At 71.7% G+C, this 12,883-nt stretch carries 11 protein-coding genes; 5 read left to right on the top strand and 6 right to left on the bottom strand.

Going from position 1 to position 12,883, the window contains the following annotated elements:
• Nucleotides 1-118: 118 nt before the first annotated feature.
• Nucleotides 119-394, bottom strand: a complete 276-nt coding sequence (locus ACFCV8_RS07200; RefSeq protein ID WP_376684266.1) for a GlsB/YeaQ/YmgE family stress response membrane protein — start codon at nt 392-394, stop codon at nt 119-121.
• Nucleotides 395-637: 243 nt separating this feature from the next.
• On the opposite strand from ACFCV8_RS07200, the gene ACFCV8_RS07195 reads away from it, so the two are divergent.
• Together ACFCV8_RS07195 and ACFCV8_RS07190 are read left to right on the top strand one after the other, a co-directional pair.
• A complete protein-coding gene (locus tag ACFCV8_RS07195) occupies nt 638-1,006 on the top strand; it encodes a DUF3099 domain-containing protein (protein ID WP_376684265.1) in 369 nt (122 codons plus the stop codon).
• A gap of 214 nt (nt 1,007-1,220) precedes the next feature.
• The gene (locus ACFCV8_RS07190; RefSeq protein ID WP_376684264.1) at nt 1,221-1,466 is read left to right on the top strand and encodes a hypothetical protein; all 246 of its coding nucleotides are present in this window, start codon (nt 1,221-1,223) and stop codon (nt 1,464-1,466) included.
• 10 nt (nt 1,467-1,476) lie between these two features.
• Here the strand turns inward: ACFCV8_RS07190 and moaA are convergent, their stop codons facing one another.
• From moaA to ACFCV8_RS07175, 3 genes are all read right to left on the bottom strand, one after another.
• Nucleotides 1,477-2,466, bottom strand: coding sequence for a GTP 3',8-cyclase MoaA (gene moaA / locus ACFCV8_RS07185; RefSeq protein WP_376684263.1), 990 nt, complete (start codon nt 2,464-2,466; stop codon nt 1,477-1,479).
• 199 nt (nt 2,467-2,665) lie between these two features.
• The gene (locus ACFCV8_RS07180; RefSeq protein WP_376684262.1) at nt 2,666-4,306 is read right to left on the bottom strand and encodes a cation acetate symporter; all 1,641 of its coding nucleotides are present in this window, start codon (nt 4,304-4,306) and stop codon (nt 2,666-2,668) included.
• Complete coding sequence (locus ACFCV8_RS07175; RefSeq protein ID WP_376684261.1) at nt 4,303-4,668, bottom strand: DUF485 domain-containing protein; 366 nt, start codon at nt 4,666-4,668, stop codon at nt 4,303-4,305. The genes ACFCV8_RS07180 and ACFCV8_RS07175 overlap by 4 nt, the downstream gene beginning before the upstream one ends.
• A gap of 296 nt (nt 4,669-4,964) precedes the next feature.
• On the opposite strand from ACFCV8_RS07175, the gene ACFCV8_RS07170 reads away from it, so the two are divergent.
• Both ACFCV8_RS07170 and ACFCV8_RS07165 read left to right on the top strand, forming a co-directional pair.
• Nucleotides 4,965-6,500: a S8 family serine peptidase gene (locus ACFCV8_RS07170; protein WP_376684260.1), complete on the top strand. Its 1,536-nt coding sequence runs from the start codon at nt 4,965-4,967 to the stop codon at nt 6,498-6,500.
• Between the two features lie 119 nt (nt 6,501-6,619).
• Nucleotides 6,620-8,062, top strand: a complete 1,443-nt coding sequence (locus tag ACFCV8_RS07165) for a CoA transferase (RefSeq protein WP_376684259.1) — start codon at nt 6,620-6,622, stop codon at nt 8,060-8,062.
• Here ACFCV8_RS07165 and ACFCV8_RS07160 read toward each other — a convergent pair.
• Both ACFCV8_RS07160 and ACFCV8_RS07155 read right to left on the bottom strand, forming a co-directional pair.
• A complete protein-coding gene (locus tag ACFCV8_RS07160; protein ID WP_376684258.1) occupies nt 8,052-8,735 on the bottom strand; it encodes a lysoplasmalogenase in 684 nt (227 codons plus the stop codon). The genes ACFCV8_RS07165 and ACFCV8_RS07160 overlap by 11 nt on opposite strands.
• Nucleotides 8,735-9,610 carry a sterol desaturase family protein gene (locus ACFCV8_RS07155; RefSeq protein WP_376684257.1) on the bottom strand — a complete coding sequence of 292 codons (876 nt, stop codon included), beginning with the start codon at nt 9,608-9,610 and terminating at the stop codon, nt 8,735-8,737. Before ACFCV8_RS07155 ends, ACFCV8_RS07160 begins: the two co-directional genes overlap by 1 nt.
• 160 nt (nt 9,611-9,770) lie before the next feature.
• Between ACFCV8_RS07155 and ACFCV8_RS07150 the strand changes: the two genes are divergently transcribed.
• Complete coding sequence (locus tag ACFCV8_RS07150; RefSeq protein ID WP_376684256.1) at nt 9,771-12,875, top strand: NACHT domain-containing protein; 3,105 nt, start codon at nt 9,771-9,773, stop codon at nt 12,873-12,875.
• Nucleotides 12,876-12,883: the final 8 nt, after the last annotated feature.

Here is a 12,883-nt window from a genome sequence, read left to right as displayed (position 1 = left end):
CCGGCGTGCTCGTGCCCCTGCGGATGGACGTGGTCGTCGAGCCCGACGGCCGGGGCACCTGGACGACGCGCGTGTCCGGCCGCGGTGCGTGGTGGTGGGTGCGGGGGGTACGGGGGGGTCAGGCTCTGCGCCGGTTGCCGCGGAGCGAGGCCCACACCGCGTCGCCGACGGCGACGACGACCACCGCTCCGATGACCTGGAGGAGATGGCGGGTCCAGTCGATGCCCTTGGTGTCGTTGACACCGATCCAGGTGGCGACGGTGTTGCCGAGCACACTGCCGATGATGCCGAAGACGGCCGTCAGCCAGAGCGGGATGTTCTGCTTGCCGGGCAGGATCGCCTTGGCGATCAGACCGAGCACGAGGCCCACGATGATTGCCCACAGCCAGCCCATGTCCGCCTCCTCGTACGGCGCGGGGCCGCGCCGGTAGGGACCAGTCTCGGGCCGGGGACGGCGTACCGCATGCCGGAAGCGTCCGCGCGTGGGACCCGGGTACCGAAATGTACGAACGTGACCGCCCCGGTCTCGTGGCAGCCGGGAGCCGGGCGTACCGTGGTTGCGGTCCGGGAGCGCCCGGCGCCGGAGCGCGGTGTGCCCCGCCCGGTCGGGGGAAGCCGGGGGAAGGGTGAGGGAGACATGGAGCGGAAGCGGAGCGGCGGCGAGGTCTTCCGGATCACCGGGGCCCGGCAGGGTCTGGCGGAGGACGTCCGCGGCAGACAGCGGCGCTATGTGATCTCGATGTCCGTGCGGACACTGTCGGTGGTCCTGGCCGCGACCCTGTGGAACGTCGAGCGGTACGTCGCGATCGTGGCGCTCGCACTCGGGATGCTGCTGCCCTACGTGGCGGTCGTCATCGCCAACGCGGGCCGGGAGACTCCTCGTTCGCTGCCCTCCACCTTCATCCCGGCGCCGATGCGTCCGGCGCTCGACGCGACGCCGGCGTCCGGAGGCCCGGAGTCCGGCGCGGAGGGTGACGGGGTGCGTGGCGACGGGCCGTCGGTCTGATCACCACTGGTGCGCGGATGCCAACTGATGCTCAAGAAAAGCTCAGATCAATCATGAAGTTACGGTGCACCGCACCCCGGTCTGCGTGACATACTTCGAAGCGCGCTCCGCATCCCCCGTCGGAGCGACGGACTGACGCCGGGCAGCTCCCCCCGTGGCTGCCCGGCGTCGCCTTTTTCCTGGCTGTCCGGGGTCCGATATTAGGGTTGAGTCCGTGAACTCCCCTGAGAACGCGGCCGAGACCGCCGCCGCACCCATGTGTTCCGCCAAGGGCTGCCGGACCGACGCGGTCTGGGTCCTCGCCTGGAACAACCCGAAGCTGCACACTCCCGACCGCCGCAAGACCTGGCTGGCCTGCGAGGAGCACCGGGAGCACCTCTCGTCGTTCCTCGGTGTCCGGGGCTTCCTCAAGGAGGTCGTGGCGTTGGCGGAGTGGGAGTCCCGGAGCGATACGCCCTGAGGGCCGTCCCTCAGCCGCCGATCGCCGACATCGGCCGGTCGGGCTGGAGGAAGGAGGGGTCGTCCAGGCCCGATCCGGCCTTCTTGCCCCACATCGCGAGCGTCCAGATCCGGGCGATCTCCTCGTCCGGCGCGCCGGAGCGCAGGGCGCCTCGCAGGTCGGTCTCCTCGCGGGCGAAGAGGCAGGTGCGCACCTGGCCGTCGGCGGTGAGCCGGGTCCGGTCGCAGGCCCGGCAGAAGGGGCGGGTGACGGAGGCGATGACGCCGACCCGGTGGGGGCCGCCGTCGACGATCCAGCGTTCGGCCGGGGCGGAGCCGCGTGCTCCGGCGTCCTCCTCGGTGAGGGTGAAGCGGGTGCGCAGCGAGGCGAGGATGTCGCCCGCCGTGATCATGCCGTCGCGCTTCCAGCCGTGCTGGGCGTCGAGCGGCATCTGCTCGATGAAGCGGAGCTCGTAGCCCTGCTCCACGGCCCAGGCGAGCAGGTCGGGGGCCTCGTCGTCGTTGAGGCCGGGCATCAGGACGGTGTTGACCTTGACGGGGGTGAGTCCGGCGTCGCGGGCGGCTTCGAGCCCGGCCAGCACGTCGTGGTGGCGGTCGCGGCGGGTGAGGGTCCTGAAGACGTCGGGGCGCAGGGTGTCCAGCGAGACGTTGATCCGGTCCAGGCCCGCGGCCCGGAGGGCGGTGGCCGTGCGCTTCAGGCCGATGCCGTTGGTGGTGAGCGACAGCCTGGGGCGGGGGGCGAGGTCGGCGCACCGTTCGACGACGCCGACGAGCCCGGGGCGCAGCAGGGGCTCGCCGCCGGTGAAGCGGACTTCGGTGATGCCGAGGCGGGTGACGGCGATACGGACCAGCCGGACGATCTCGTCGTCGCTGAGCAGGTCGGGCTTGGCCAGCCACTGCAGCCCTTCCTCCGGCATGCAGTAGGTGCAGCGCAGGTTGCACCGGTCGGTCAGCGAGACGCGCAGGTCGGTGGCCACCCGGTCGTACGTGTCGATGAGCACGTGGTCCCCCTCCCCCGTTTGCTGTCGCGGGTGCCGGTAACGGCCCCGCCGCTGCGGCCGGCTCCTCCGGCCCACTCCTTCGAGCCTACGCGAGAGCGGTCCGGTGGGCAGGGTCCGTTTGGCACGAGCGGGGCGCGGCCGTGTCGTAGGGTCCTACGACACGGCCGCGGCGCGGGGTTCCCGCGGGCCGCCGCCGGGGTCAGTGGGCTCCGATGCCGGTGAGGGACTTGACCTCCAGTTCGGCGTACTTGCCCCGGTCGGGCTCCTCCTTGGAGAGGAGGGAGCCGAGCCAGCCGAGCAGGAAGCCCAGCGGGATGGAGATCAGGCCGGGGTTCTCCAGCGGGAACCAGGCGAAGTCGACGCCCTTGAACATCGAGGTCTTCGGGTTGCCGGAGACGACCGGTGAGAACAGCACCAGGATCACCGAGCTCGCCAGGCCGCCGTAGATCGACCAGAGGGCGCCCCGGGTGGTGAACCGCTTCCAGAAGAGGCTGTAGAGGATGGTCGGCAGGTTGGCGGAGGCGGCGACGGCGAAGGCGAGGGCGACCAGGCCGGCGACGTTCATGTCGCGGGCGAAGGCGCCGAGGAGGATCGCGACGGCGCCGATGAGGACGGTGGCCCAGCGGGCGGCGCGCATCTCCTCCTTCTCGGTGGCCTTCCCCTTGCGGATGACGTTGGCGTAGATGTCGTGCGCGAAGGAGGACGAGGAGGCGAGGGTGAGGCCCGCGACGACGGCGAGGATGGTGGCGAAGGCGACGGCGGAGATCACGGCGAGCAGGACGGCGCCACCCGTGGAGCCGACCCCGCCGAGGTATTCGGCGAGCTGCGGGGCGGCGGCGTTCCCGGCCGGGTTCTTGGCCTTGATCTCGTCGGGGCCGATCAGGGCCGCGGCGCCGAAGCCCAGCGCGATCGTCATCAGGTAGAAGGCGCCGATGATGCCGATGGCCCAGTTGACCGACTTACGGGCGGCCTTGGCGGTCGGCACCGTGTAGAAGCGGATCAGGATGTGCGGCAGGCCCGCGGTGCCGAGGACGAGCGCGATGCCCAGGGAGAGGAAGTCCAGCTTGGAGGTGCCGGTGGCGCCGTACTTGAGTCCGGGCTCCAGGAACGCCGCTCCGTGGCCGCTCTTCGCGGCGGCCGTGCCGAGCAGGTCGGAGATGTTGAAGTCGAACTTCAGCAGCACCAGGAAGGTCATCAGCAGGGCGCCCGCGATCAGCAGGACGGCCTTGACCATCTGCACCCAGGTGGTGCCCTTCATGCCGCCGATGGTGACGTACACGATCATCAGTACGCCGACCAGGGAGACGATGAGGATCTTGCCGGCGTCGCTGGTGATGCCGAGGAGGAGGGCGACCAGGACGCCCGCGCCCGCCATCTGGGCCAGCAGGTAGAAGATCGAGACGACGATGGTGGAGACGCCTGCGGCGGTACGGACCGGGCGCTGGCGCATCCGGTAGGCGAGGACGTCGCCCATCGTGTAGCGGCCCGAGTTGCGCAGTGGTTCGGCGACCAGGAGCAGGGCCACCAGCCAGGCGACGAGGAAGCCGATGGAGTAGAGGAAGCCGTCGTAGCCGAAGAGGGCGATGGCCCCGGCGATGCCGAGGAACGAGGCGGCGGACATGTAGTCGCCGGAGACCGCGAGTCCGTTCTGGAAGGCGGTGAACTGGCGGCCGCCCGCGTAGAAGTCGGCGGCGCTGCGGGTCTGGCGTCCGGCCCAGACGGTGATGGCCAGGGTCGCGGCCACGAAGAGCGCGAAGAGGGTGATGATCAGCGGCCGGTGCTCGGTGGTCGAGGAGGCGGCGAGCTGGAGGGCGGGGTGCGAGGGGTACGCGGCGCTCATGCGTCGGCCTCCATACGGGACTTGATCGCCTCGGCCTTGGGGTCGAGCTTCGCCGCGGCGTGCCGCGAGTAGAGCCAGGCGATGAGGAAGGTGGTGACGAACTGGGCGAGGCCGAACACGAAGGCGACGTTGACGTTGCCGTACACCTTGGTGCCCATGAAGCCGCCCGCGTAGTTGGACAGCAGTACGTAGAGCAGGTACCAGAGGACGAACGCGATGGTCAGCGGGAAGGCGAACGAGCGGTGCGAGCGGCGCAGTTCGCCGAACTCCTCGCTCTCCTGCGTCGCGACGAACGCCTCGGTCGTGGGCCGGACGGGTCCGGCCTCCGTACTGGTCTCGGGCGGCGGTGCATCGGTAGCCACGGAAATCTCCTCGCGACGCGGGTGCGGGTGGTGTCGGGTGACGGCGGATCTCACGGGAGGGTCCGGCGGCGGATCGGGGTGCCGGCGCGCCTTCCCCGACGAACGGCACGGAGGGAGTGGCGGAGCGGTTCACCGGACCGGACACTTCTCCCGCACGGTGTCCGGCACCCGTCCGGACGAATCCGGTCCCGCAGACTCATTGATGAGCGGGCATGATCAGCGATAACTTCACTGGTCATGTACGCGACCGGGTGCGCCCGCGTCCGGTCGCCCGGTACGGATGATGTGGAGACCCCATGGCTCATCTGGGTTCCAGACGGACGCGCGCACTCACGCTGCCCGTCGGATTGGCCCTCACGGCCTCGCTCGGCTTCCTGCCGGCGAACGCCGCCTCCGCCGCTCCGGTGGACGCGCCGTCCGCGGCGGCGGTGTCGACGGACGGTCCGAAGCTCTCCTACGTGGTCAACACGCGGAGCGGCCCGGGCACCGTCAAGCAGGTGACGAAGGCGATATCCGAGGCCGGTGGCACGGTCGTGGCCTCCTACGACAAGATCGGCGTCATCGTCGCCCACTCGAAGAACCCGGACTTCGCGAAGACGGTCCGCCGGGTCAAGGGCGTCGATTCGGCCGGGGCCACCCGTACCAACCCGATCGTTCCGCAGGCCACCACGGACACCGGGGCCGAGCAGCCGCTGACCGCCGCGCAGGCGAAGGCCGCGGCGGCCGGGGCGACGGCGGGTCAGGACCCGATGGAGCCCCTGCAGTGGGACCTGCCCGCGATCAAGGCGGACCAGGCGCACAAGAAGACGCTGGGCAGCGACAAGGTCACGGTCGCGGTCATCGACACGGGCGTCGACGACACCCATCCGGACCTGGCGCCGAACTTCAACCGTGCGGCGTCGGCGAGCTGCGCCTCCGGTGCACCGGACACCTCGGAAGGCGTCTGGCGGCCGAAGGCCGGCGAGAGCAACCACGGGACGCACGTCGCGGGGACCATCGGGGCGGCGAAGAACGGCATCGGCGTGACGGGCGTCGCCCCGGGCGTCAGGATCGCCGCCATCAAGGTGGCGAACCCGGACGGGTTCTTCTACACCGAGTCGATCGTCTGCGGCTTCATGTGGGCCGCCGAGCACGACATCGACGTCACGAACAACAGCTATTACACCGACCCGTGGATGTTCAACTGCAAGAACGACGCCGACCAGGGCGCACTGGTCGAGGCCGTCGAGCGGGCCACCCGGTACGCGGAGCGCAAGGGCACGGTCAACATCGCCTCGGCCGGCAACAGCGCCTTCGATCTGGCCTCCGACGCGATCGAGGACACCACCAGCCCGAACGACTCCACGCCCGGCTCCCGGACCATCGACCCGTCCCAGTGCCTGGACATCCCCGCGCAGCTGCCGGGCGTCGTGACGGTCTCCGCGACCGGCGCCAAGGGCCTGAAGGCCTCGTACTCGAACTACGGCAACGGCGTCATCGACGTGTCCGCCCCGGGCGGTGACTCGACGGTCTACCAGACGCCCGCCCCGCCCGCCACGAGCGGTCTGATCCTCTCCACGCTGCCGAACGGCCAGTACGGCTACAAGGCCGGTACGTCGATGGCCGCGCCGCACGTCTCGGGGGTCGCGGCCCTCATCAAGTCGACGCACCCGCACGCCTCGCCCGCCGCGGTGAAGGCGCTGCTGCTCGCGGAGGCGGACGCCACCGAGTGCGGCGCCCCGTACGACATCGACGGTGACGGCACGATCGACGCCGTCTGCGAGGGCGGCAAGAACAAGAACGGCTTCTACGGCGCCGGCGTGGTGAACGCGCTGAACGCGGTCCGCTGGTAACGGACATGGCCTGACGCGGTGGGAGGGACCGGAGCACACGCCCGGTCCCTCCCGCCGCCGTTTCCGGCCGCCCCCGCGGAACCCTTCCACGGGGTGGCACCCAGTGCCATAGTGAGCGGATGACCAGTACACGGAAGTCCGGGACGGAACAGGCGTGGGCGGCACTCGGCGGTGATCCCGCGCTGCTCGGCCGGGTCGTGACGGACGGCCCCGAGGGGCTGCTGTCCTCCCGGCTGCCGGTGCGGGAACTGGCCCGGTCCGCCGTCGCCGTCTGTTCGCTGGCCGCCGCCGAGCTGGCCGCGCGCCGCACCGGGCGTCCGGTGCCGCCGGTCCGGATCGACGAGTCCGCGGTGGCCACGGCGTTCGTCAGCGAACGCCACCTCAGGATCGACGGCCGCGCACCGTCCGTCTTCGCCCCGCTGTCCCGCTTCTGGCGCTGCGCCGACGGCTGGGTGCGCACCCACGCCAACTACCCGCACCACCGGGCCCGGTTGCTCGGCACGCTGGATCTGGCGCCGGACACCCCGGACGAGCGCGCGGTGGAGGCCGTCGCCGCGTCGTTCGCGGGGCGCCGGGGCGAGGAGATCGAGCGGACGGTGTACGCGGCGGGCGGTCTCGCCGTGGCGGCCCGTACGCCTGGCCGGTGGGCGGCCCACCCGCAGGGCGCGGCGGTCGCGGGCGCCCCGCTGGCGGGCCGGGAACGTCTCGACGACGCGCCGGTGCGCCGGTCCGCGGCACTTTCCGGTGACCCGCTGCTGCCCGCCGCCGGGGTGCGGGTCCTCGACCTCAGCCGGGTGATCGCGGGTCCGGTCGCCACCCGTACGCTCGCGCTGCTCGGCGCGGACGTGCTGCGGATCGACTCGCCGCGGCTCCCGGAGAGCCCGGACGCACACGCCGACACCGGATTCGGGAAGCGGTCGGTGGAGCTGGACCTGGCCGACCCCGCGGGGGCCGCGGCCTTCGACCGGCTGCTGGCCGGGGCGGACGTGGTCGTGTCCGGCTACCGTCCCGGCGCGCTCGACCGGTTCGGGCTGGACCCCGAATCGCTGGCGCGGCGCAGGCCGGGGCTGGTGGTCGCGCGGCTCTCCGCCTGGGGGCCCGGCCCGTGGGCCGGGCGGCGCGGCTTCGACAGCCTGGTCCAGGTGGCGACCGGCATCGCCGCGATGGAGGCCGGGGCGGAAGGCGGGGCGGAAGCCGGGGCCGGTGCGAAGCCCGGTGTGCTGCCCGCCCAGGCGCTCGATCACGGCACCGGCTATCTGCTGGCCGCCGCCGTGCTGCGGGCGCTGACCGATCAGCACGATACGGGCGGCTCCCGGCTGGTGACGTTCTCGCTGGCCCGTACGGCGGCCTGGCTGCTCGGTGAACTGCCCGCCCCGGGAGCCCCGGAGGGCGCGGGGACCGGTCCCGGGTACGAGCCGGAGCGGTGGCTGACGGAGACCGGCGGCCCGCTGGGTCTGTTGCGGCACGCGGTGCCACCGGTCTCCTTCGAGGGCGGGCCCGCCGGCTGGTCGCGTCCGCCCGGCCCGCTCGGGGCCGACACCGCCGGCTGGCTCACGGACTGACGGGCGCCACCGGTCCGGGCACCGTGCGCCCGTTCGCCCCCGATGCGCCCAGCGCGCCCATGGTCAGCAGGAACTGCGCGGCGATGTAGGTGGCCATGACCCAGAAGTCGGGGGCGGGCAGCTGCGGCCAGTCGGCGATGCCGGTGGCGATCAGCGTGTCGGAGAGCAGGAAGAGCGCCCCGCCGACGGCCGCGTACCTGCCGAGCGTGCTCGCCCGGTAGGCCATCGCCGCGAGCAGCAGGCTGTAGCCGGTCATCGGGACGCGCAGCCCCTCCGGCAGCCCGCTCCACAGCAGCACGACGACGGTGGCCAGGGCGACGGCGTACCCGATCCCGACCGGCACCGAGGAACGGACCTTCCCGAAGAGCCACAGGTAGCAGACGTGGCCCACGCCGAAGGAGCCCATCCCCACGAGGAAGGCGAGGTCGGAGTCGAGCAGCAGGAAGGTGTCACCGCCCCAGCCGAACAGGAGCGCCGCGACGAGCAGCCGGGGCCCGCGCCGGGCGGCGGCGTACCCGGCCAGCAGCGGCATCAGCAGCGGCTTGGCCGCCTGGTGCGCGGCCGGGACGTCGGCGAGCAGCCCGAGGAGGTCGACGGCCGAGGCCACCAGGAAGGCGACGAGCAGCGGGCGTACGAGACGCTCCCGCCGGTCCGGAGTGGTCTCGGTGCTCATCAGGCGGTCTCCTCGGAGGTGGCGGCGGTACGGGAGGCGGCCGCGGCGGGCTGCCAGCCGGGCCCGCGGAAGATCCGCCCGGCCCGCTCGCCCCAGCTGCCCGCCGCCCGCACGTCACGGGCGATCGCGGCGTACTCGTGGGTGGCGACCCGCAGCGGGTTGAAGGTGTCGATGTTCTTGGTGAGGCCGAACACGGGCCGCTCGGTCTCGGCGGTGAACGAGCCGAAGAGCCGGTCCCAGACGATCAGGATGCCGCCGAAGTTCCGGTCCAGGTAGCCGCCCTGCGAGGCGTGGTGCACCCGGTGGTGGGACGGCGTGTTCAGTACGTACTCGAAGGGCCGGGGCAGCTTGTCGACGCGCTCGGTGTGCACCCAGAACTGGTAGACGAGATTGGCCGAGGAGCAGAAGGCGAGCGCCGCCGGATGGACCCCGCACGCGATCATCGGCAGGTAGAACGGCCAGACGGTCAGCGAGGTCCAGGGCTGGCGCAGCGCGGTGGAGAGGTTGAACTTCCGGCTGGAGTGGTGGACCACGTGGCAGGCCCAGAGGACACGGATCACGTGGTGCCCGCGGTGCGACCAGTAGTAGAAGAAGTCCTGCGCGAGCAGCATCAGCAGGATCGTCCACCACAGCACGGGGACGCGGAGCGGGGTCAGTTCATAGACCGCGGTGTAGATCGCGACGATGGGGACTTTCCACAGCAGGTCGAAGACCAGGCTGCCCAGTCCCATGCTGATGCTGGTGACGGTGTCCTTCGTCTCGTAGCCGGCGGTGTCCTCGTCCGGATGGAAGCGGTGCAGGGCCATTTCCAGGACGGTGAGCAGGACGAAGGCCGGTATGGACCAGAGCACGACATCGGGCAGGTTCGGCGGCATGCCTGCACCGTAGAGCCGCAGGTCGGCCCGGGACTAGATGTTGTTACCAACAAGTATGCGAGACGCGTTGTCAGCAGTCTTTGGATACTTCTGCCAAGTAGGGCTCCGCGGGCGTCATACGATCCCTGCGTCGAGGTGTCCGGTGGGGGAAGGAACACGCGTGTCCGGTCCGGAAGTTGCGCTGCTACGGCTGGCGACGACGGTCGCCTCCGCGGTGACCAGGTCGCTGCTCACGAAGAAGCCCGGCGCGGGGCTCGTCCCCGACCTGGTGCGCCCGCTCCCCCGCCCGGCGAAGCCGGACCGGCTCGCCCGGGTCCTCGGCGACCGGCTGGCCTCGTCGTACGCCGATCTGCCGGAACACGAGCGGCTGGCGGCGGTGGACGCGGTACGGGACGCCTTCGCGGCGGCGGGCGGGACGACGGCGGAGCGGCTGTTCGCCGTGGACCTCGATCCGGAGCGACTGGCCGCCGAGCTGGGGCCGCCCGCCGAGGGCCTTTCGGAGCGGGCGGCCGGGCTGTACGGGGAGCTGCTCGTCCGGTGCTGCGCGCATGTGGTGGAGCAGCTGACCGCCGAGCCGTCCTTCCTGGCCCGTGCGGCGGTGGAGCAGACCCGCGCGGCGGCACGGACGCAGGAGCTGGTGGCGGACGTACGGGACCGGGTCGGCCCGCGCCCGGACGCGGCCGCGCTGGACTTCGAGCGGCGGTACGCGCAGTTCATGGCCTCGTCGTACGGCCGGATGGGCCTGTTCGGGCTGACGCTCGGGCGGACGGCCGCCGAATGGCCGCTGGAGACGGCCTACATCAGCCTGACGGTGAGCGGGGGTGCCGTCCGGCATCACGACGGGCTGGACCACCCGGTCGCGGTGACGGTCTCCGTGGAGCAGGCCCTCGCCGGGACGGACCGGCTGCTGCTGCGGGGTCCGGCCGGTTCGGGCAAGAGCACCCTGGTGCAGTGGCTCGCGGTGAACGCCGCCCGCCGTACGTTCGGCCCGGCCCTGGCGGAGTGGAACCGCTGCGTGCCCTTCGTCCTGCGGCTGCGCGCCTTCACCTCGGACGACCCGCTGCCCGTGCCGGACGAGTTCCTGCGCGCGACCGGGGTCCCGCTGCACGGCGCGGCCCCCGCCGGGTGGGCGGACCGGCTGCTGGCCGAGGGCCGGGCGCTGGTCCTGGTCGACGGGGTGGACGAGGTGCCGATGCGGCAGCGGCGGCGTACCGAGAAGTGGCTGAAGGACCTGATCACGGCGTACCCGGAGGCCCGGTACGTGGTGACGACGCGGCCTTCGGCGGTGCCGGAGGGCTGGCTGTCCGGTACGGGGCTCGGTTTCGAGCCGCATGCGCTGCTGCCGATGAGCCGGGAGGACATCCGTCTGTTCGTCGAGCACTGGCACGCGGCGGCCCGCACGGAGTGCACCTCCCCGGAGGAGCGCGAGCAGCTCGATGTGTACGAGGCCTCGCTGCGGCGCGCGGTGGGCACGCGCCGCGACCTGGCACGGCTCGCGACGAACCCGCTGATGTGCGCCCTGCTGTGCGCGCTGAACCGGGACCGGCGGATGCAACTCCCGCGTGCCCGGAAGGAGTTGTACGACGCCGCCCTGGACATGCTGCTGGTCCGCCGGGACACCGAGCGGGACATCGCCGGGGTCGAGGGCGTCGACCTGACCCGCGAGGAGCAGACGGCGCTGCTGCAACGCCTCGCGTACTGGCTGATCCGCAACGGCCAGGCCGAGGCCGACCGCGCCGAGGCCCAGGAGATGGTGGCCGAGTGGCTGACGGCCATGACCCAGGTGCGGGGCGACGCCGAGGAGGTCTTCGCCCATCTGCTCATCCGGAGCGGCCTGCTGCGCGAACCGGCGCCGGGCGCGGTGGGGTTCGTGCACCGCACGTTCCAGGACTACCTGGGCGCCAAGGCGGCGGTGGAGGCCCGCGACTTCGGGGTGCTGGTGCAGCACGGGCACGACGACCAGTGGCACGACGTGGTCCAGATGGCGGTGGGCCACGCCCGCGCCGACGAACGGGCGAAGCTGCTGCGGCAGTTACTGAAGCGCGCCGCCCGGACGAAGAAGCACCGCAGCCGTCTCGTGCTCCTGGCGGCGGCCGCCCTGGACCACGCCCCGGAACTGGACCCGGCGGTGCGCGCGGAGGTCCAGGAGCGGACGGCGGAGCTGCTGCCACCGCGTACGCAGGAGGAGGCGGAGGCGCTGGCCGAGGTGGGCGAACTGGTCCTGGGGCTGCTGCCGGGACCGGAGGAGGTGGAGGGCGAGTACGCGGCGGGGTACGTGGTGCGGACGGCGGCGCTGGTGGGCGGCGAGGCGGCGTTCGAGGTGATCAAGGGGTACCGGGAGGACGAGCGGGTCTGGGTGGCCGATGAGGTGTCCCACGCATGGATTTCGTTCGACCCCGACGACTACGCCCGGGAGGTGCTCACGGCGCGGGCCTGGGACGAGACCTACCTGTACGTGAAGAACGACGGTCAGCTGGCGGCTCTGCCACATGTGCCCGAAGCCCGGTCCGTCCATCTGCGGGGCGACCGTCCGGATCTGTCCCCGCTGGTCCCGCACCGCGCGTTGGAGGATCTCTTCGTCTTCTCCAACGCCACGCTGACCGACATCTCCCCACTGGCCTCGATGCCGTCGCTCGCACACGTGGGGCTCAGCCGGTGCCCCGGGGTCCGCGACCTGAGTCCGCTGTCAGGCCTTCCGCTGACCTGGCTCTCCCTGGTCGAGTTGCATCCCGACCTGCCCAAGGAACATCTGGAGCCGCTCACTGGTATCGAGGAACTCCACCTGCACCACCGTTTCCCCGGCAGCAGCCTCGCCGAGCTGCCGCTGGGCCCGCACATCAAGCGGATGTCACTCGGCCACCAGGTCGGATACATGAGCCTGGAAGGCATCGAGCAGTTCACCGAGCTGGAAGAGCTCGGCCTTCAGGACATGCGACAGGTCGAGCAGTTGAGCCGGAATCCGTTCTTCCAGCACCTCACCCAGCTCAGACTCGACGGAGTGGCAGACCTCGATCCGAGCGTTCTCGTCGGCCTCACCGGACTACGGACGCTTACTCTCCTCCGCTGCCCGGTCGTCGAAAACCTGGCCCCCCTCCGGGAACTGCCCTCGTTGACGGCCATGAACCTGTACGGCAGACAGGGCGACGAACCGGTCGACTTGGCTCCCCTGGCCGACCTCGACGGCCTCACCGTCTCTTTCAGCAGCGAAACCGCGGTCACTGGCACCGAACGCTTCCCGCCCGAACGGCTCGTACGGCTCCGCTGAGCCCCGCC

The organism is Streptomyces sp. NPDC056347, from assembly GCF_042262625.1.
In the GTDB taxonomy this organism is placed as follows: domain Bacteria; phylum Actinomycetota; class Actinomycetes; order Streptomycetales; family Streptomycetaceae; genus Streptomyces.
This window is presented reverse-complemented; position numbering and strand designations above follow the sequence as displayed.

Excerpts from the sequence above, each read along its gene's own strand:
- ACFCV8_RS07200 (WP_376684266.1), bottom strand. The coding sequence starts at position 394 with ATGGGCTGGCTGTGGGCAATCATCGTGGGCCTCGTGCTCGGTCTGATC.
- ACFCV8_RS07195 (WP_376684265.1), top strand. The coding sequence starts at position 638 with ATGGAGCGGAAGCGGAGCGGCGGCGAGGTCTTCCGGATCACCGGGGCC.
- ACFCV8_RS07180 (WP_376684262.1), bottom strand. The coding sequence starts at position 4,306 with ATGAGCGCCGCGTACCCCTCGCACCCCGCCCTCCAGCTCGCCGCCTCC.
- ACFCV8_RS07170 (WP_376684260.1), top strand. The coding sequence starts at position 4,965 with ATGGCTCATCTGGGTTCCAGACGGACGCGCGCACTCACGCTGCCCGTC.
- ACFCV8_RS07165 (WP_376684259.1), top strand. The coding sequence starts at position 6,620 with ATGACCAGTACACGGAAGTCCGGGACGGAACAGGCGTGGGCGGCACTC.
- ACFCV8_RS07160 (WP_376684258.1), bottom strand. The coding sequence starts at position 8,735 with ATGAGCACCGAGACCACTCCGGACCGGCGGGAGCGTCTCGTACGCCCG.
- ACFCV8_RS07155 (WP_376684257.1), bottom strand. The coding sequence starts at position 9,610 with ATGCCGCCGAACCTGCCCGATGTCGTGCTCTGGTCCATACCGGCCTTC.